This window comes from Pseudomonas sp. F-14 TE3623 (assembly GCF_053629015.1).
Map to the genome: position 1 here is coordinate 6,277,639 of NZ_JBRJHM010000001.1, position 18,434 is coordinate 6,296,072.

At 59.8% G+C, this 18,434-nt stretch carries 19 protein-coding genes; 9 read left to right on the plus strand and 10 right to left on the minus strand.

The genetic code is table 11. The annotated features are described in order from the left end of the window. Nucleotides 1-261: 261 nt before the first annotated feature. The 5 genes from rplS to ffh form a co-directional block, all read right to left on the minus strand. Nucleotides 262-612, minus strand: coding sequence for a 50S ribosomal protein L19 (rplS, locus tag AB7M29_RS28980; protein ID WP_003175895.1), 351 nt, complete (start codon nucleotides 610-612; stop codon nucleotides 262-264). Nucleotides 613-657: 45 nt separating this feature from the next. Continuing rightward, on the minus strand, nucleotides 658-1,431 hold the full coding sequence (trmD, locus tag AB7M29_RS28985; protein ID WP_173667518.1) for a tRNA (guanosine(37)-N1)-methyltransferase TrmD: 774 nt from the start codon (nucleotides 1,429-1,431) through the stop codon (nucleotides 658-660). Next, nucleotides 1,413-1,949 (minus strand): ribosome maturation factor RimM, encoded by a 537-nt coding sequence (gene rimM, locus AB7M29_RS28990; RefSeq protein ID WP_123358223.1) that lies wholly within the window; start codon nucleotides 1,947-1,949, stop codon nucleotides 1,413-1,415. The genes trmD and rimM overlap by 19 nt, the downstream gene beginning before the upstream one ends. Before the next feature lie 5 nt (nucleotides 1,950-1,954). Then, a complete protein-coding gene (gene rpsP / locus AB7M29_RS28995; RefSeq protein ID WP_003198088.1) occupies nucleotides 1,955-2,206 on the minus strand; it encodes a 30S ribosomal protein S16 in 252 nt (83 codons plus the stop codon). A gap of 249 nt (nucleotides 2,207-2,455) precedes the next feature. Continuing rightward, nucleotides 2,456-3,832: a signal recognition particle protein gene (ffh, locus tag AB7M29_RS29000; RefSeq protein WP_008014733.1), complete on the minus strand. Its 1,377-nt coding sequence runs from the start codon at nucleotides 3,830-3,832 to the stop codon at nucleotides 2,456-2,458. A 210-nt stretch (nucleotides 3,833-4,042) separates the two neighbouring features. On the opposite strand from ffh, the gene AB7M29_RS29005 reads away from it, so the two are divergent. The 3 genes from AB7M29_RS29005 (at nucleotide 4,043) to AB7M29_RS29015 (ending at nucleotide 7,678) form a co-directional block, all read left to right on the plus strand. Further along, nucleotides 4,043-4,855 carry a cytochrome C assembly family protein gene (locus tag AB7M29_RS29005; RefSeq protein WP_217854400.1) on the plus strand — a complete coding sequence of 271 codons (813 nt, stop codon included), beginning with the start codon at nucleotides 4,043-4,045 and terminating at the stop codon, nucleotides 4,853-4,855. Nucleotides 4,856-4,867: 12 nt separating this feature from the next. Next, nucleotides 4,868-6,112, plus strand: coding sequence for a transporter associated domain-containing protein (locus AB7M29_RS29010; RefSeq protein ID WP_454248550.1), 1,245 nt, complete (start codon nucleotides 4,868-4,870; stop codon nucleotides 6,110-6,112). A gap of 249 nt (nucleotides 6,113-6,361) precedes the next feature. Next, nucleotides 6,362-7,678: an MFS transporter gene (locus AB7M29_RS29015; RefSeq protein WP_454248551.1), complete on the plus strand. Its 1,317-nt coding sequence runs from the start codon at nucleotides 6,362-6,364 to the stop codon at nucleotides 7,676-7,678. A gap of 121 nt (nucleotides 7,679-7,799) precedes the next feature. On the opposite strand, the gene purT is transcribed toward AB7M29_RS29015, so the two are convergent. The 5 genes from purT to AB7M29_RS29040 form a co-directional block, all read right to left on the minus strand. Next, nucleotides 7,800-8,981, minus strand: coding sequence for a formate-dependent phosphoribosylglycinamide formyltransferase (purT, locus tag AB7M29_RS29020; RefSeq protein ID WP_217854403.1), 1,182 nt, complete (start codon nucleotides 8,979-8,981; stop codon nucleotides 7,800-7,802). A gap of 99 nt (nucleotides 8,982-9,080) precedes the next feature. Continuing rightward, on the minus strand, nucleotides 9,081-9,548 hold the full coding sequence (locus AB7M29_RS29025) for a VUT family protein (RefSeq protein ID WP_454248552.1): 468 nt from the start codon (nucleotides 9,546-9,548) through the stop codon (nucleotides 9,081-9,083). A 220-nt stretch (nucleotides 9,549-9,768) separates the two neighbouring features. Further along, nucleotides 9,769-9,984, minus strand: coding sequence for a DUF1289 domain-containing protein (locus AB7M29_RS29030; RefSeq protein WP_052966547.1), 216 nt, complete (start codon nucleotides 9,982-9,984; stop codon nucleotides 9,769-9,771). Next, nucleotides 9,981-10,505, minus strand: a complete 525-nt coding sequence (locus AB7M29_RS29035) for a gamma carbonic anhydrase family protein (protein ID WP_003221962.1) — start codon at nucleotides 10,503-10,505, stop codon at nucleotides 9,981-9,983. The genes AB7M29_RS29030 and AB7M29_RS29035 overlap by 4 nt, the downstream gene beginning before the upstream one ends. Before the next feature lie 56 nt (nucleotides 10,506-10,561). Further along, the gene (locus AB7M29_RS29040) at nucleotides 10,562-11,161 is read right to left on the minus strand and encodes a CoA pyrophosphatase (protein ID WP_052966546.1); all 600 of its coding nucleotides are present in this window, start codon (nucleotides 11,159-11,161) and stop codon (nucleotides 10,562-10,564) included. 146 nt (nucleotides 11,162-11,307) lie between these two features. Between AB7M29_RS29040 and AB7M29_RS29045 the strand changes: the two genes are divergently transcribed. From AB7M29_RS29045 to ptsP, 6 genes are all read left to right on the plus strand, one after another. Next, nucleotides 11,308-11,859, plus strand: a complete 552-nt coding sequence (locus AB7M29_RS29045; protein ID WP_217854405.1) for an NUDIX hydrolase — start codon at nucleotides 11,308-11,310, stop codon at nucleotides 11,857-11,859. Nucleotides 11,860-11,924: 65 nt separating this feature from the next. Continuing rightward, nucleotides 11,925-12,428, plus strand: a complete 504-nt coding sequence (locus AB7M29_RS29050; RefSeq protein WP_038981698.1) for a L,D-transpeptidase family protein — start codon at nucleotides 11,925-11,927, stop codon at nucleotides 12,426-12,428. A gap of 508 nt (nucleotides 12,429-12,936) precedes the next feature. Next, nucleotides 12,937-13,668, plus strand: a complete 732-nt coding sequence (locus tag AB7M29_RS29055; RefSeq protein ID WP_038981696.1) for a GntR family transcriptional regulator — start codon at nucleotides 12,937-12,939, stop codon at nucleotides 13,666-13,668. 86 nt (nucleotides 13,669-13,754) lie between these two features. Beyond that, on the plus strand, nucleotides 13,755-14,861 hold the full coding sequence (nagA, locus tag AB7M29_RS29060; RefSeq protein WP_217854406.1) for an N-acetylglucosamine-6-phosphate deacetylase: 1,107 nt from the start codon (nucleotides 13,755-13,757) through the stop codon (nucleotides 14,859-14,861). Beyond that, the gene (locus tag AB7M29_RS29065) at nucleotides 14,842-15,864 is read left to right on the plus strand and encodes an SIS domain-containing protein (protein ID WP_217854407.1); all 1,023 of its coding nucleotides are present in this window, start codon (nucleotides 14,842-14,844) and stop codon (nucleotides 15,862-15,864) included. The genes nagA and AB7M29_RS29065 overlap by 20 nt, the downstream gene beginning before the upstream one ends. Nucleotides 15,865-15,911: 47 nt before the next feature. Then, nucleotides 15,912-18,428 carry a phosphoenolpyruvate--protein phosphotransferase gene (gene ptsP, locus AB7M29_RS29070; RefSeq protein ID WP_454248553.1) on the plus strand — a complete coding sequence of 839 codons (2,517 nt, stop codon included), beginning with the start codon at nucleotides 15,912-15,914 and terminating at the stop codon, nucleotides 18,426-18,428. Nucleotides 18,429-18,434 lie beyond the last annotated feature (6 nt).

Consider the following 18,434-nt stretch of genomic DNA (forward strand, 5'->3'; position numbering starts at 1 on the left):
CGAACAACTAACGCCAGTCAGCCAATTGTGGGAGCGGGCTTGCTCGCGAAGGCGATATGCCAGGCAACATTGATGTCGACTGATACTGCCTCTTCGCGAGCAAGCCCGCTCCCACAGGGATTGCACCTAACTGATTGGCACTGGACTGTGTGACCACTTTAGAAGCACCCATAACGAAAAATGCCCCGTATCTTTCGATACGAGGCATTTTCTTGAATCGCCAGCCTGAACAGGCTGGCGTTTCGGCATCGGAAGCTGGACTTAAGCCAGTTTTTCCTTGATGCGAGCTGCTTTACCGGACAGGTCACGCAGGTAGTACAGCTTGGCTTTACGTACGTCACCGCGACGCTTAACGGCCATGCTGTCGATTTGCGGGCTGTAGGTCTGGAAAGTACGCTCTACGCCAACACCATTGGAGATTTTACGAACGGTGAAAGCACTGTTTACGCCGCGGTTACGCTTGGCGATAACTACGCCTTCGAACGCTTGCAGACGCGAACGATCGCCTTCCTTCACTTTCACCTGAACGACAATGGTGTCGCCCGGGGCAAAGGTAGGGATCTCTTTGGTCATCTGCTCTGCTTCGAGTGCAAGGATGATTTTGTTAGTCATGCTGTGCTCCTAAGGTAAATCGTCGGATCTACCATCGATACGTTGTTAACTATCGTCCCGCTCGCGGATGTATTCCTCGAGCAGCTTCTTCTCTTCTCCAGAAAGCGAGCGGCTTTCCAGAAGATCGGCGCGTCGTTCAAAGGTCCTACCAAGGGACTGCTGTAAACGCCAACGCCGGATATGCGCGTGATTGCCACTTAGCAATACGTCGGGAACACGCTGATCCGCATACACCTCCGGTCGGGTGTAGTGCGGGCAATCCAGCAAACCATCCGTAAAGGAATCTTCCTCGGCGGAGTCCGCATGCCCTAAAGCTCCAGGCAGCAGTCGTGTAACCGCATCGATCAGGACCATCGCCGGCAGCTCACCGCCAGACAGTACATAGTCGCCAATCGACCACTCTTCATCGACATGAGCATCAATAAAACGCTCGTCAATGCCTTCATAGCGGCCAGCAATCAGGATCAATGCATCCAGATTCGCCAACTCGCGCACCGCCGACTGAGTCAGTTGACGGCCTTGGGGGGACAGGTAAATCACCTTCGCCGCCTCCCCGGCTGCTGCCTTGGCCTGAACCAACGCATCTTCCAGGGGCTTGATCTTCATCACCATGCCCGGACCACCGCCAAATGGGCGATCATCCACAGTGTGATGTCGATCCGTCGTGTAGTCTCGCGGATTCCAACAGGTAAGCTGCAACAGCCCCTGCTTCACCGCCCGACTGGTGATGCCGTACTCGCTGATGGCGGAGAACATCTCGGGAAACAAACTGATCACTTCTACGCGCAGGTTAGCCACGTTTAGAAGTCCGCATCCCATTCCACCTTCATCTCGCCTGCGGCAAGGTCGACAACCAACACGCATTGCTCCGTATAGGGCAACAGGCGTTCGCGATCATCCAGGCTGCCAGCGCAAGGCTTGACCACCATTACATCATTGGCGCCGGTTTCCAGAAGATGATCGATTTTCCCGAGCAATTGCCCAAGTTGATCAATAACCTTCAGACCTTCCAGCTGGTACCAGTAGTACTCGCCGTCGGTCAATTCAGGGAACAGGTTGCGCGGCACACAGATCTCATAACCAGCCAGAAGACGTGCTTCTTCACGATCATCAAGACCCTTGAGCTTTGCGACCAGGAACTTGTCGTTCCCACGTCCGCTGACCAGCTCGACCTGTTTCACATTGCCTTCGCGCTTGAGCGTCCAGGTTTTGTACTGCAACAGGTTTTCAGTCGGATCAGTAAAGGAATACACCTTCACTTCGCCGCGAACGCCATGAACAGAATAAATTTTGCCAATAACGATCAAATCATCGGCAACAGCTGGCGTCGCGTTCATATTGCTCAGGCCGCAGCCTTAGCAGATTCCTTCAGCAACTGAGCAACGCGCTCAGAAGGTTGTGCACCAACGCTCAGCCAGTAGGCTACGCGCTCTTGGTTCACGGACAGACGAACTTCTTGACCACGAGCAACAGGGTTGAAGAAACCAACCTGTTCCTTGTGCGAACCGTCGCGCGGGTTGCGGCTGTCGGTTACGGTCAAGTGGTAAAACGGGCGCTTTTTGGAGCCGCCAAGGGCAAGACGGATTGTTAGCATGTGAACATCGTTCCTGTAGTCGGTGCTGCAAATCTAAAGGCACAGCGGGCATAGGTGCCCGAAAGGCCGCATATTCTAAGGAATATCCGGACTTTTGCAAATGTCTTTTTCCGGCGGCCTATCGGTCGCCATGCAGATTTGCTATAGAGCCGTCGTTGAAAACGGCCAGTCAGCTCCCGCCAAGTGCGGGTTTGCTGGAGATCCCACTTCCATGTGGGCAGCGCCGACATGACTGCCGGCGCGAATTTTTTACATTTTCGGCATGCCGCCGCCGGGCAACATACCGCCCATGCCGCGCATCATTTTGGCCATTCCGCCTTTCGCGGAGAACTTCTTCATCATCTTCTGCATCTGCTTGTGCTGCTTGATCAAGCGACCGATGTCCTGCACCTGAGTGCCGGAACCCATGGCGATCCGGCGCTTGCGCGAACCGCTGATCAGCTCAGGGTCGCGGCGCTCGGCCGGGGTCATGGAGTTGATGATGGCTTCCATCTGCTTGAACTGCTTCTCTGCCGCGCCCTGGGCATTACCCATTTGCGCCAGATTCACACCGCCGATGTTCGGCAGTTTGTCCATGAGGCCGCCGAGGCCGCCCATGTTCTTCATCTGTTGCAGCTGATCGCGGAAGTCTTCAAGGTCGAAGCCCTTGCCCTTCTTCAGCTTCTTGGCCAGTTTATCGGCCTTGTCTTTGTCGAGGGTCTGTTCGGCCTGCTCGATCAGGCTGAGCACGTCGCCCATGCCGAGGATGCGCGAAGCGATACGCTCAGGATGGAACGGTTCGAGCGCTTCGCTCTTCTCGCCCATACCGATGAACTTGATCGGCTTGCCAGTGATGGCACGTACCGACAGCGCGGCACCGCCACGGGCATCGCCGTCGACCTTGGTCAGGATCACACCGGTCAGCGGCAGTGCATCGCCGAAGGCCTTGGCCGTGTTGGCGGCGTCCTGGCCGGTCATGGCATCGACCACGAACAGGGTTTCGACCGGGTTGATCGCGGCGTGCAGCGCCTTGATCTCGCCCATCATCTCTTCGTCGATGTGCAGACGACCGGCGGTATCGACGATGACCACGTCGATGAATTTCAGTTTTGCTTCTTTAATAGCTGCTTGCGCGATGTCGACCGGCTTCTGGCTCAGGTCGGACGGGAAGAAGGTAACACCAACTTCACCCGCGAGCATTTCCAGCTGCTTGATCGCCGCCGGACGGTAAACGTCCGCGGACACGACCATGACCGACTTCTTCTTGCGCTCTTTAAGGAAGCGCGCGAGTTTGCCGGCGGTGGTGGTTTTACCCGCACCCTGCAAACCGGCCATCAACACGACGGCAGGAGGAACGGCGCTCAGGTTCAAGTCTTCGTTGGCCGCGCCCATCAGGCTTTCGAGTTCGGCCTGGACGATTTTCACGAAGGCCTGGCCCGGCGTCAGGCTGCGCGACACCTCGGTGCCAACAGCGCGTTCCTTGACCGAGTTGACGAAGTCTTTGACCACCGGCAAGGCGACGTCGGCTTCAAGCAACGCCATGCGCACTTCGCGCAGGGTGTCTTTGATGTTGTCTTCGGTCAGCTTGGCTTTGCCGGTGACATGGCGCAGCGTCTGCGAGAGACGGTCGGTTAAGTTTTCAAACATTGCGCGATCCTTTCAGGCCCTGTGTAGACCGGGATAATGGCGGCCCAGACCGGAATAAACATGTGCTCGGCGAGCCTGCGGCGTGGGCAGGTCGCGGATTATAGCGAAGACTGCGTCTGGCGGACACCTCGCCGTCAGGTTGCATGGTCTTTCGTGCTGTGGGGGTTCTATGCCAAACTCAGCGCCTTTCGGGCTTGCCTAACAGGATTTATGCTCCCCTTGTCACCCAGTTTGCTTACCACCCTCGCCGCCGCCTGCTTATATGCCGCTGCGACCCTCTATCAGGGCACTCGTCTGGCCACCGGCGCCAAGGCGAACAAGCGCCTGCTGGTCACGTTCGGTGTGCTGGCCGTGCTGGCCCACAGCGTCAGCCTGATCACCTATCTGCTGACACCGATCGGCCTGGCCCTGGACTTCTTCAGCGCCGCCAGCCTGATTGCCGCAGCGGTTATTGCCCTGACTCTGTTGGCCTGCTCGCGTATTCCGGTAGAAAACCTGCTGCTATTGCTGTTTCCGCTAGGCGCCGCCACCGTGCTGCTGGCACAGTTTGCCCCCGCCGGCACGGTGCAGATCATTGACGAAGAGCCAGGCATCCTCGCCCACATCCTCTTGTCGATCCTCGCTTACGGCATGTTCACCATCGCGGTCTTCCAGGCTTTGCTGCTGCTGGTTCAGGACCATCAGCTCAAACACAAGCATCCGTCCGGTCTGATCAAAAATTTCCCGCCGCTGCAAACCATGGAAAGCCTGCTGTTTGGTTTCCTTTGGGCCGGCTGGAGCCTGCTGTCGCTGTCGCTGATCTCCGGCTGGCTGTTTGTCGAGAACCTGTTCGCCCAGCACCTGGTGCATAAAACCCTGCTGGCGTGCCTGGCCTGGATCGTTTTCAGCGTGCTGCTTTGGGGGCGCAACCGCCTCGGCTGGCGCGGACACAAAGCCATCCGCTGGACCCTTGCCGGTTTTTGCCTGCTGATGCTGGCGTACTTCGGTAGCAAGCTGGTCCGCGAATACATTCTGCATATCTGACGGGCGGCATTAATGGACGACTTGCCCATAGGGCCGATGCTCGCGGTGCTGGCCCTGCTGGTTTTATGGTCGGGGCTGTTTACCGCCATCGAAATTGCACAACAGCACTTGCTGGCCCAGCGAACGGCCTCGCGCTCGAGCGACAAACCGGTGGCCAAGCTGAGTTTCCCACTCAACAGCCTGATCCTCTGCAACACCCTGTGCCGCGCATTGGTGGTGGTCATCAGCACCTTGCTGGCGATTTTCACCTGGGCACAAAACGGCCCATGGATTGCCTGCCTCGGTGCCAGCGCGGTGCTGCTGGTGTTCGCCGACTACCTGCCGCGCACCCTTGCCATGCGCTATCCGGATGCCGTCCTGTCCCTGGGCAACACATTGCTCGGCATACCTTTGAAGATCGTCTACCCGGCTGCCTGGCTCCTCAATGGCATCAGCCAGCTGCTGACGCGACCATTCGCCCGCAAAATCAATGTGGTGCAACAAAGCGGAGACGAGGTGCCAGCCGACCGGCATGACGATCACGAACACGCCGCCAGTCGCCCGCATCCGCTATCAGGTATCCACGCGCTGGATAACATCACGGTCAACGATATTCTGGTGCCGCGCAGTGAGGTCGACGGAATCAACCTGGACGATCCCCTCGAAGAAATCATCGAACAACTGCGCCATAACAGGCGCACCCGCCTACCGGTATTCCACAGCGACATCAACCAGGTCGAAGCGGTGCTCAACACCCGGCAGATCCGTCATTTGCTGCCGGATTCAAGCCTGACCATGGAAGCGCTGCAGGCAGCCAGTCACGAACCGTACTTCGTACCGGAAAGCACCCCGCTGCAGTTGCAATTGCTGAATTTCCACAAGCAGCAGCGGCGTTTGGGCATGGTGGTCGACGAATATGGAGAAGTGCTGGGCATCGTGACCCTGGAAGACATTCTCGAAGAAATCGTCGGTGAATTCGAAAGCCAGCACAGCCTGGATAATCCGCACATCCACCCGCAGGCCGATGGTCGCCTGGTAATCGAAGGTGCAGCGTCGATTCGCGAATTGAACAAGAGCCTTGGCTGGCACCTGCCCAGCGATGGCCCGAAAACGCTCAATGGACTGGTGACAGAGGCACTGGAAACGATTCCGGACAGCGCGGTTTGCCTGAAGATCGGGCGTTATCGGCTGGAGATTCTGGAAACGGAAGACAATCGCGTCACGCGCGTGCTGATCTGGCATACCAGTTCGACGCCTGCGATTGCCTCTATCCGTTAGATAGTTAAAAGATCTATGCCCTTGTTAGATCGTTAGCCGCCTTCCTATAATCAAGCCGCTTACCCAAGCCCCCGCCGAACCACGTGCTTACCCCGCACGCAGCAGGTTCCGGCCAGATCATCGACGATATCCGCACCACTGCGACGACTGTTCCTACCTTGAACAGCGACCGTGCCTCCACCCACATCCCTGGGTATTCGACCATAATAATTCGCTCCACTGGGGCACATGACTGTCAGGGATTACCGCATGACGACCAGCACAACGTTCAGCGACACCGCGCCTGCGCAACCAACCAATTCCGCCACCCGAGTAGCCACCGCGAGTTTCATCGGCACGGCCATCGAGTTCTACGACTTCTACGTCTATGCCACCGCAGCAGCGCTGGTGATCGGGCCGGTGTTCTTTCCGCAAACCTCCGGCACCGCCCAGATGCTGTCGGCGTTCCTCACCTTCGGGATCGCCTTCCTTGCGCGGCCACTGGGTTCGGCGCTGTTCGGCCATTTCGGTGACCGCATCGGGCGCAAATCGACACTGGTCGCCTCCCTGCTGCTGATGGGCGTGTGTACCACGCTGATTGGCGTGCTACCGGGTTACGACAGCATTGGCGCCTGGGCGCCGATCCTGCTTTGCGTGCTGCGTTTCGGCCAGGGTCTGGGGCTGGGCGGCGAATGGGGCGGCGCCGCATTGCTGGCCACGGAGAACGCGCCCAAAGGCAAGCGCGCCTGGTACGGCATGTTCCCGCAACTCGGTCCATCGATCGGGTTTCTCGCGGCCAACGGCCTGTTCCTGACCCTGGCCATGAGCCTCAACGACGAGCAGTTCCGTTCGTGGGGCTGGCGGATTCCGTTCCTGCTCAGTGCCGCGCTGGTGATGGTCGGCCTGTATGTGCGCCTCAAGCTCCACGAAACCCCGGTGTTCGCCAACGCCATGGCTCGCCAGGAGCGGGTGAAGATCCCATTGGTCGAGCTGTTCAGCCAATACTGGGCGCCGATGCTGCTAGGTGCCGGGGCGATGGTGGTGTGCTATGCGCTGTTCTACATCTCGACAGTGTTTTCGCTGAGCTATGGCGTGTCGACGCTCGGCTACACCCGAGAAACCTTCCTCGGCCTGCTGTGTTTCGCTGTGTTGTTCATGGCGGCCGCGACACCGCTGTCGGCCTGGGCGAGTGATCGTTTCGGGCGCAAACCGGTGCTGATCATCGGCGGTGTGCTGGCGATTCTGTCCGGATTCCTGATGGAGCCGCTGCTGACCCAAGGCTCGACCTGGGGCGTGGCGCTGTTCCTGTGCATCGAGCTGTTTCTGATGGGCGTGACGTTTGCGCCGATGGGCGCGCTGCTGCCAGAGCTGTTTCCGACCCACGTGCGCTATACCGGCGCATCGGCGGCGTACAACCTGGGCGGGATTGTCGGAGCCTCGGCGGCACCGTTCTTTGCGCAAAAACTGGTGGCGATGGGCGGTTTGAGTTATGTCGGCGGGTATGTGTCGGGGGCGGCGGTGCTGAGCCTGATTGCGGTGCTGTGCCTGAAGGAGACGCGGCATAACGATTTGAATCGGGTGGCCTGAAGAAAAAGCAAAAGCTTCGCGAGCAAGCCCGCTCCCACATTAGATTTTGGATGTATACAAAATCTGTATTCACACCGATCAAGTGTGGGAGCGGGCTTGCTCGCGAATGGCGCGACTCGGTTTAGAGCTCTACACCAACAGCCTGAGAAGCACGGGTCGCTTTAGCCCGGGCAGCCTCGATCGATTCATCACGCGCCAACGCCACACCCATCCGGCGCTGGCCATTGACCTCTGGCTTGCCGAACAGACGCAACGCAGTATCCGGTTCGCTCAACGCAGCGCCCAAATTGGCGAATGCGGTTTGAGTCGACTGCCCTTCCACCAGAATCACCGCCGAAGCCGAAGGCCCGAACTGACGGATCAATGGAATCGGCAGGCCCAGGATCGCCCGTGCATGCAGCGCGAACTGCGACAGGTCCTGGGAAATAAGGGTCACCAGACCGGTGTCATGCGGGCGCGGCGAGACTTCGCTGAACCAGACCTGATCACCCTTGATGAACAACTCGACGCCAAACAAACCACGGCCACCCAAGGCTTCGGTCACCGCTTTAGCAACGCGCTCGGATTCAGCCAGAGCAACCGGGCTCATGGCTTGTGGCTGCCAGGATTCCTGGTAGTCGCCTTTCTCCTGACGGTGGCCAACCGGCGCACAGAACGTAGTGCCGCCAACGTGACGCACGGTCAGCAGGGTGATTTCGTAGTCGAAATCGATGAAGCCTTCGATGATCACGCGACCTTTACCGGCGCGGCCACCTTCTTGAGCGTAATCCCAGGCCTTCTGCACGTCATCGACACTGCGCAGCAGGCTCTGGCCTTTGCCCGAGGAACTCATGACCGGTTTGACCACGCATGGGAACCCCAGATCTTCGACAGCCTTGTTGTAGTCCTCGAAGGTGTCGGCGAAGTAGTACGGCGACGTCGGCAGGCCCAGCTCTTCAGCGGCCAGGCGACGGATGCCTTCGCGGTTCATGGTCAGCTGTGCGGCGCGAGCGGTCGGGATCACGGTGAAGCCTTCGGACTCCAGCTCTACCAGGGTCGCGGTGGCGATGGCTTCGATTTCCGGCACGATGAAGTCCGGCTTCTCGGCTTCGATCACTGCACGCAGGGCGGCGCCGTCGAGCATGTTGATCACATGGCTGCGATGGGCGACTTGCATGGCCGGCGCATTGGCGTAGCGATCGACGGCAATCACTTCAACGCCCAGGCGTTGCAGCTCGATCACCACTTCCTTGCCCAACTCACCACAGCCACACAGCAATACGCGGGTCGCGGTTGGCGACAATGGAGTTCCGATACGGGTCATCTCAGGTCCTCAAGAAGCGGATCATCGAGGGATGCGGTGCCTGGCACGCTTCCCATGGGGAGAAAGCGCGGCATTTTACATGAACCTGAGGGTTTGGCTTCAGCTGACAACGGCCTGATTACGCAAGCGCCAGGCCATGATCAGCCACACGACTGTCACACCTGCGAACTTCGAGCCCATGGCGGTGAGGATCACGGCCGGAGTGAAGGCATCGATCATGCCGAAGAAGATGAAGGTGTCCAGCGGGATGCTCAGCGCCGAACTTATCCACAGGCGATCGTGCAATGGACGCTTGGTGATGCTGAATACCAGCCAGTCGATGCACTCCGACACGGCGAATGCGATGGCGCTGGCCAGTGCGATGGATGGGTCGGAAGTGACGTAGGACAGTACCAACGCCACCAGCATCGCCGCGATCGCGCCGTGACCGAAGCGGGTTTGCACCATGTCACGCAGCACGAACACCAGCCCACCCCAGGCCGACCAGATGATGTCCAGGTGCGGGGCGCTGGAAAAGGCGCAATTGATCAGCACGACGCTGCTGATGTAGGCGATCAGGAAGAGCATGGGGCGGGGGGATACCTGTCAATTTGGTGCACAGGGTACTTCATCTTCAGCGCACAGATCACCTGTGGCGAGGGGGCTTGCCCCCGTTGCACTGCGTAGCAGTGCTAAAACCTGCAACTGTTTTCTACCTGAATCACCGCGCGTACCGACTTTACGACTGCTGCGCAGCCGAACGGGGGCAAGCCCCCTCGCCACAAAAGCCACTCTAACCACAAAAAATTCACGAGTCAGACTTGGAGGGCAACATCCAGATCAACCCACTCGACTTCGCCCGCTCATGGCACAACCCCAACACCTTGCGCCGCTCTGCGTTGTCCATCCGGCTCCAGCGAGTGATTTCTTCCACCGTGCGCTGACACCCGGTGCAAATGTCATCCTCATCCAGCGCACAAATGCTCACGCACGGCGATGGAACCGGTCGTTCAATGGTGCTCATTCTTCCTGCTCGACCAGATCGCGGGCATAACGCTGCGAGTTATGCACATAGTGGGCGGCGCTGGCTTCGAGCATCTTCTTTTGCGGCTCGGTCAACTCGCGTACGACTTTGCCCGGTGAGCCCATGACCAGTGAACCGTCCGGAATTTCCTTGCCCTCACCGATCAGCGAGTTGGCGCCGATGATGCAGTTCTTGCCGATTTTCGCGCCGTTGAGAATCACCGCGTTGATGCCGATCAGGCTGTAATCGCCCACCGTGCAGCCGTGGAGCATGGCGTTGTGGCCGATGGTCACGCCGGTGCCAATGGTCAGCGGGTAGCCCATGTCGGTGTGCATCACGGTGCCGTCCTGCACGTTGCTGTTCTTGCCGATCAGGATCAATTCGTTGTCGCCACGCAACACGGCGTTGAACCAGACGTTGGCGCCCTCTTCCAGTTTGACCTTGCCCACCAAAACGGCATTGGGGGCGACCCAGCTCTGCGGATGGGTGTCGACACGGGCGTCGCCCAGGCGGTATTTCATCTTGTTGTCCTCAAAGGCTCAGGCAGCCGCAGACTCATGCCATGCGAACGATGACTTCAGGTTTTGATAAAACTCTTGGGTGGTTGATGCAGGCTGATTTTCGCGTCATAGAGCAGGTTGATCAACTCGACGATCATGATCGCCGTCAGCCCCCAGATCTTGTACTCGCCATAACGGTAGCTCGGCACGTACCAACTGTGGCCCTGATAGTCGATGCGGTGGGTGTGCTCGCGCGGGTCTTTGCGGAAGAACTCCAGCGGCACGCTGAACACGGCAGCAATCTCGGCATCGTTGGCCAGGTATTCGACGAAATCCGGAATCACGCCGACATAGGGCGTGACCTTGATACCGTGTAGGGAGATTAGTGGGCTCAGCGGGCCGATCACTTCAACCAACCCCGGTGGCAGGCCGATTTCTTCTTCAGCTTCGCGCAGGGCGGTAAAAATCAGATCTGGGTCTTCGGGGTCGCGTCGACCGCCGGGGAAGGCAACTTCACCGCCATGGGTCGAGAGCCCACTGGCGCGAAGGGTCAGGACCAGTTCCGGTTCGTCACTGCGCGTGATAGGCACCAATACCGCGGCTTCAGGGAAACGCAGGTCGGTTTCCAGCGTACGCGGCGTGTGATTACTTACCCGGTGCAGTAGCTCGTCCAGCATGAGTCTTCTCGATCTGTGCCTTACCCTGCATCATGCACCAATCGCACCGGCCGCCCAAGCCCCGAACAGCCTCATGTCGCGAAACGACAACTTGCCGACCGACACCGCTGCACGCCAAGATAGGCGCAGCATTCAGGAACCCAAGCATGAAATTTTGCAGCCAATGCGGCAACCCGGTAACCCAGCGCATTCCCGAAGGCGATTCGCGCCTGCGTTTTGTCTGCGATAGCTGTCATACCATCCATTACCAGAACCCCAATATTGTTGCCGGTTGCGTGCCGACCTGGGGTTCGAAGGTGTTGCTATGCCGTCGCGCCATCGAGCCACGGCTCGGTTACTGGACCCTGCCCGCCGGCTTCATGGAAAACGGTGAGACCATCGAACAGGCCGCCATTCGCGAGACCGCCGAAGAAGCCTGTGCCCGGGTGCGCAACCTGAGCATCTATACGCTGATCGACGTGCCACACATCAGCCAGGTGCATGTTTTCTTTCGCGCCGAGCTGGTGGACCTGGATTTTTCCGCGGGTCCCGAGAGCCTGGAAGTGCAACTGTTCGAAGAAGCCGACATCCCTTGGGGCGAACTGGCTTTCCGCACGGTGGGGCGTACCTTAGAATGCTTCTTCGCTGACCGGCGGACCGAGATCTACCCCGTGCGGTCCGAATCGATCCCACCGCTCGTCCAGCCTGCCATCATTTAACGCACTTACACGTAAAAGCATCTATAAAATCAATAATCGCGACACCTCTTAGGGATATCGTTTCAATGCGCTGGTTGCTTGCCGTTTTTTGCTTGTCGTTCGTCGCTGTCAGCCAGGCTTCCTCCACGGAAACGCTGGACGGCAAAGTCATCGAAAAAGTTCTGGTTCTCAAATCTGCCCACCAGTTGCAATTGATCAATGACGGCAAGCCGATCAAGACCTATCGCATTTCCCTGGGTAAACGCCCCAAGGGGCCGAAGCTGATGGAGGGCGACAAACGCACCCCCGAAGGCTTTTATTGGGTCGACTGGCGCAAGATCAGCGATCGCTTCAACCTGGCGATGCACATCTCCTACCCTAATATCAGCGACGCCGCCCGCGCCCGGCGCGAAGGCGTTGAGCCTGGTGGCATGATCATGATCCATGGCACCCCGGACACCGAAGACAACCCCGAAGACCTGTTCCATACGCTGGACTGGACCGACGGCTGCATCGCCATGCGCAACATGGACATGCGCGAGGTGTGGGGTCTGGTGCCGGATGGCACGATGATTGAGATTCGTCCGTAATCTTAAAATCTCCCTGACTTGTGCAGCGCTTTTGTGGCAAAGGGGCTTGCCTGTGGCGAGGGGGCTTGCCCCCGTTGCGCTGCGAAGCAGTGCTAAAACCTGCCATCGCATCCTGTCTGGCTCACCGCGTTTGCTGATTTTGCGACTGCTTCGCAGCCGAACGGGGGCAAGCCCCCTCACCACAAGGGATCGAGCGAACTCCAACATAAGTTCTGACCGCTACCTTCGGTCGGCATCGAAAAATAATTTCAAAAGATCGCAGCTTTCTGCAGCGCCTACAGGGTAGATACCAATTCCCCCTGTAGGCGCTGCCGAAGGCTGCGATCTTTGCTTTCAAAATCCCCGCCTCTAATACCACTTAGAACCTTCCCCCATTAATAGCCTCCAGTAAGCCCGGCCTTGCTGCGCCCACAGCTAAGTACTGGCATTGACATGGTATTTAAGTGGTATTAGTTTTTCCCCACAACCGGGCGACAACAATCCTACATCCGCATCGGACCAAACCTACATGAATGACCTACAGGCCCTACGCCCTGACGACACCCAGCCCACGCCGCTGTACCTGCAACTGGCGCGCAATCTGGAAGCCGCAATCCATGCCGGCCAGTGGAAAGCCGAACAGGCGATGCCATCGGAACGCAACCTCAGTGAACTGCTGGGCATCTCTCGCGTCACCGCGCGCAAAGCACTGGAAGTGCTGTTCGAGCAAGGCCTGATCCGGCGCAATCAAGGCTCTGGCACGTTCATCACGCCACGCCTGGAACAACCGCTGTCGCGCCTCTCGGGCTTCAGTGAAATGCTCCGGCTCAAAGGCTTCGTCCCTGGTTCGCAATGGCTGGAACGGGAAATCACCCCGCCGACCCACGAAGAATTGATCCGCCTCGGCCTGTCGCCCAACGACAAGGTCGCGCGACTCAAACGCTTGCGCAAAGCCGACGACACAGTGATGGCGATCGAGATGAGCACCTTGCCCGCCTCGATCATTCCCAAGCCACAAGCGGTGGGCGATTCCCTTTATGAATACCTCGACGGCATCGGCAAACCCGTAGTCCGCGCCCTGCAACACATTCAGGCGATCAACGCCTCGGACGAATTCGCCGCCCTGGTGGGCATCGCTCCCGGCACCGCCATGCTGCTGATGACCCGGGTCGGCTACATGGAAGACAACACGCCAATCGAAGTCACCGACACCTATTGCCGCAACGACTACTACGACTTTGTCGCAGAGCTCCGTAGATGAAGAGCTCCGTAGATAAAGAGCTCCGCAGATAAAGAGCTCCCTCGATAAAGAGCTTCGTTGCCAAAACGAGCAAACGAGAACCGATCATGTCCGAAGACAACATCCTCACCGCCCACGGCTGGGTTCGCGGCCGGCTGATCCACGAACACGGCAAGGTCGTGTCCATCGAAGGCCTGCCGTGCGATCCGGCGGACAACGACTTGCCTTACCTGCTGCCGGGTTTCATCGACCTGCACGTTCACGGCGGCGGTGGTAAAGACATCATGGAAGGTGCGCCCGCCTTCGAAACCATCACCAAAACCCACGTGCGCTTCGGCACCACGTCGCTGCTGGCGACCACCATGACTGCGCCGAACGAAGAAATCTCGCGAGTGCTCAAGGACGTCGGCGAGTTCTGCGAGCAGCGACCCAAAGGCAGCGCCCGGGTCCTCGGCGTGCATCTGGAAGGCCCATACATCAACCCCGGCAAACTCGGCGCTCAGCCGAATTTCGCCCACACCGCGTTGATGGCCGAAGTCGAAGAATACCTGGCGCTGGCGCCGATCAGGGTGATTACCATCGCCCCGGAAATCGCCGGCCACGACGGTTTGATCCGTGCCCTCAGCGCTCGCGGCGTGCGCATGCAAATCGGCCATACGCTGGGCAGTTACGAGGAGGGCGTCGCCGCGCTTGCGGCCGGGGCCAGCAGTTTCACTCACCTCTACAACGCCATGAGCCCGCTGCATCACCGCGAGCCGGGCATCGTCGGCGCGGCGCTGGCCCACGCCAAGTACGCCGAGCTGATTCCGGACTTGCTGCACGTGCACCCCGGCGCGATCCGCGTGGCCTTGCGCTCGATCCCGTGCCTGTATTGCGTCACCGATTCCACCGCTGCCGCCGGCATGCCCGACGGTGAATACAAGCTCGGCAGCCACACGGTGACCAAATGCCTGGGCGGCGTGCGCCTGCCCGACGGCACGCTGGCCGGCAGCACCCTGACCATGGATCAAGCCCTGCGCAACCTGGTGAAGATTGGTTTGCCGATTGCCGAAGCCTCGCAACGACTTTCGCAATTCCCCGCCGACTACCTCGGCCTTCAAGAACGCGGACGCCTGCAACCCGGCGCCTGGGCCGACTGCGTGCAGCTGGACCGCTCACTCACACTGACCGCCGTCATGGTCGAAGGAGAAGACATTGACTTCAAAAATGCTTGAAGAGGCGTTGTCCTCGTTCGAGGCCGTGCACGCCCAATTGCAGCAACTCGACCCGCAGATGATCGAGATCGCCGGGCGCCTGCGCCGTCAGCCGCCGCAAGTGGCGATGACTGTCGCTCGCGGCAGCTCCGACCATGCCGCGAGCTACTTTGCCTACCTGACCATGCAGCAACTGGGCATTCCGGTGGCGTCATTGCCGATGTCGGTGGTGACCATGCAGCAAGCGCCGCTGAAGGTCAGCGGCCAGGTCGCGTTCGCCTTCTCGCAGTCGGGGCAAAGCCCGGATCTGGTGAACAGCCTGCGTCTGCTGCGCAAGCGCGGTGCCCTGAGCATCTCCATGGTCAACGCCGAGAACTCGCCTTTGGAAGCCGCCTGCGAATTCAGCCTGCCGCTGTGCGCTGGCACTGAAAGCAGCGTCGCCGCGACCAAAAGTTTTATCGCCACCCTCACCGCCAGCGTCCGCCTGATCGCCCACTGGAAAGAAGACGTGGGGTTGCTGGAAGCAGGCCTTGCCCTGCCGGAAGGACTGCGCGAAGCGGCAAAACAAGACTGGAGCCTGGCCATTGATGCGTTGCGCGATTGTCAGCGCTTGATGGTGATCGGCCGTGGCGCCGGTTTCGCCATCGCCCAGGAAGCGGCCCTCAAATTCAAGGAAACCTCAGCGATTCAGGCCGAAGCCTTCAGCAGCGCCGAAGTCCGGCACGGCCCGATGGCGTTGATCGACGAGAACTATCCCCTACTGATCTTCGCCCCGCGCGGCGCCGAGCAGGCCGGGTTGCTGAGCCTGGCGGCGGACATGCGCCAGCGCGGCGCCCGCGTGCTACTGGCCGCGCCGGATGACGTCGCCGAACGCGATCTGACCCTGAGTCGCGCCGAACACCCGGCCCTGGACCCGATTCTGGCGATCCAGAGTTTCTACGTCATGGCCGCAGGCTTGGCCGTCGCCCGAGGCATGGACCCGGACCAGCCGCGTCATTTGAGCAAAGTGACGCGCACGCACTAAGCCCAATGACAAGTCTGAACCGTAGTTTTTATTGATGAGACCGAGCCATGCACAACAACAATAAAGAGCTGACCCTCAGCGCCCCGCTCAGCGGCCCGGTGCTCACACTTGCCAAAGTCCCGGACCCGGTGTTCGCCAGCGGCGCGATGGGCGACGGGATCGCCATCGATCCGCTGAACGACACCCTGTACTCGCCTTGTGAAGCGGTCGTGACCCACGTCGCCCGCACTGGCCACGCCATCACCTTGCGCGCCGATAACGGCGCCGAGTTGCTGCTGCACTTGGGCCTCGATACGGTCGAGTTACAGGGCGTCGGTTTCTCGATGCTGGTCAAGGAAGGTGCGCGCGTCAGCAATGGCCAGCCGCTGTTGCGTTATGACCTGGACCAGGTCGCGCAGCAGTGCAAAAGCCTGGTCAGCCTGATGATCCTGACCAACAGCCAGGACTTTCAGGCGCGGCCGATAACGCTGAAATCGGTGAAGGTTGGCGATCCGCTGCTGCACATCGTGCCGAAAGTGGCCAACGGTGTGCAGATCGACATTGAGGTCGTCGGCATCGAGGTTCAGGGGCATATTCATGTCGCCCATCGCGGCGGCCTGCACGCCCGGCCTGCCGCGCTGATCCGCCAGACCGCCCAACAGTTCAAGAGCAAATCCCGGCTGCACTTCGCCGGCAAATCGGCGGCCTGCGACAGTTTGATCGGCCTGATGGCGCTAGCCGTCGGTGAGCAGGATGAAATCAGGGTCAGCTGCCAGGGACCGGACGCCGAGGCCGCGCTGCAAGCCCTGTTGGCGGCGTTATCCACAGCCCTGGCCGAAGACAGCCACGCCGCTGCGCCAGCACCGATGGTCCAACGCAATCGCCCTGCCGAAGCGGGTGTGTTGCATGGCGTGTGCGCAGCTCCCGGTCTGGTGGCTGGGTCGTTGTTTCGTCTGAACTCGATCAGCCTGCCGATGGATGCCGGCAATCATGATCCCGAGCAACAACGGCAAAGTCTGGACACCGTACTGACTGGGGTGCGCAGCGACATCGACGCCACTCTGGCCCAAGCGAAGAAGTACAAGAATACCGACGAAGAAGCCATCTTCGCCGCGCACCTGGCGCTGCTCGAAGACCCTGCGCTGCTTGATGCGGCTTATCAGTCCATCGACCAAGGCATCGCCGCGACTCACGCCTGGAGCCAATCCATCGACGTGCAGTGCGAAGTCCTTCAACAACTCGGCAGCCCGTTGTTGGCCGAACGCGCCAACGACCTGCGCGATCTCAAACAGCGCGTGTTGCGCGCCCTGCTCGGTGAAACCTGGCAGTACGACGTGCCGGCCGGCGCCATCGTCGCGGCCCATGAACTGACCCCGTCCGACCTGCTGCAACTGAGCCAGCAAGGTGTGGCCGGGTTGTGCATGGCCGAGGGCGGCGCGACTTCCCATGTGGCAATTCTCGCTCGCGGGAAAGGCTTGCCGTGCATGGTTGCACTGGGTTCGACGCTGCTGGATCAGGTGCAAGGTCAAGCGGTGGTGCTGGATGCCGACGGCGGACGTCTCGAACTGACGCCCAACGCCGAGCGCCTGGCCGAGGTGCATCAGGCGCAACTCGATCATCAACAACGTCGTGCGCTTCAACAGTCTCAGGCTCATACCCCGGCACTGACACTTGATGGTTTGCAAATCGAAGTCGCCGCCAATGTCGCTTCCAGTGCTGAAGCGGCCGATGCTCTGGCCAATGGTGCGGACGGCGTCGGCCTGCTGCGCACCGAATTTCTGTTTGTGGACCGCAACACAGCGCCGGACGAACAGGAACAACGCGTCGCCTATCAAGCTGTGCTCGATGCCATGGGTGATAAGTCGGTGATCATCCGCACCATCGACGTCGGCGGCGACAAGCAACTCGACTATTTACCGCTTCCGGTCGAAGCGAATCCGGTGCTCGGATTACGCGGCATTCGTCTGGCTCAAGTCCGCCCGGAACTGCTGGATCAGCAACTGCGCGCGCTCCTGCAGGTCAGCCCGCTGTCGCGCTGTCGGATTCTGCTGCCGATGGTCACCGAAGTCGACGAACTGCTGCACATCCGCCAGCGTCTCGATGCGTTGTGCGACGAACTCGGCCTGATCCAACGCCCGGAGCTGGGCGTGATGATCGAAGTCCCGGCCGCCGCATTGCTGGCCGAGCAACTGGCCGAACACGCGGACTTCTTGTCGATCGGCACCAACGATTTGTCCCAATACACCCTGGCCATGGACCGCGACCACGCCGGCCTCGCCTCGCGGGTCGATGCGCTGCACCCGGCATTGCTGCGACTGATCGCCCAAACCTGCACCGGTGCGGCGGTGCATAACCGTTGGGTCGGCGTCTGCGGCGCCCTCGCTTCCGATCCGTTGGCCACGCCCGTATTGATTGGCCTGGGGGTCAGCGAGTTGTCAGTGAGCCCGGTGCAAATCGGGGAAATCAAGGACCGCGTCCGCCACCTCGATGCTACCCAATGCCGACGCATCAGCCAGGACCTGCTCAAGCTGAGCAGCGCCAGCGCGGTGCGTCACGCTTGTCACCAGCAATGGCCGCTGAGCTGAACAACA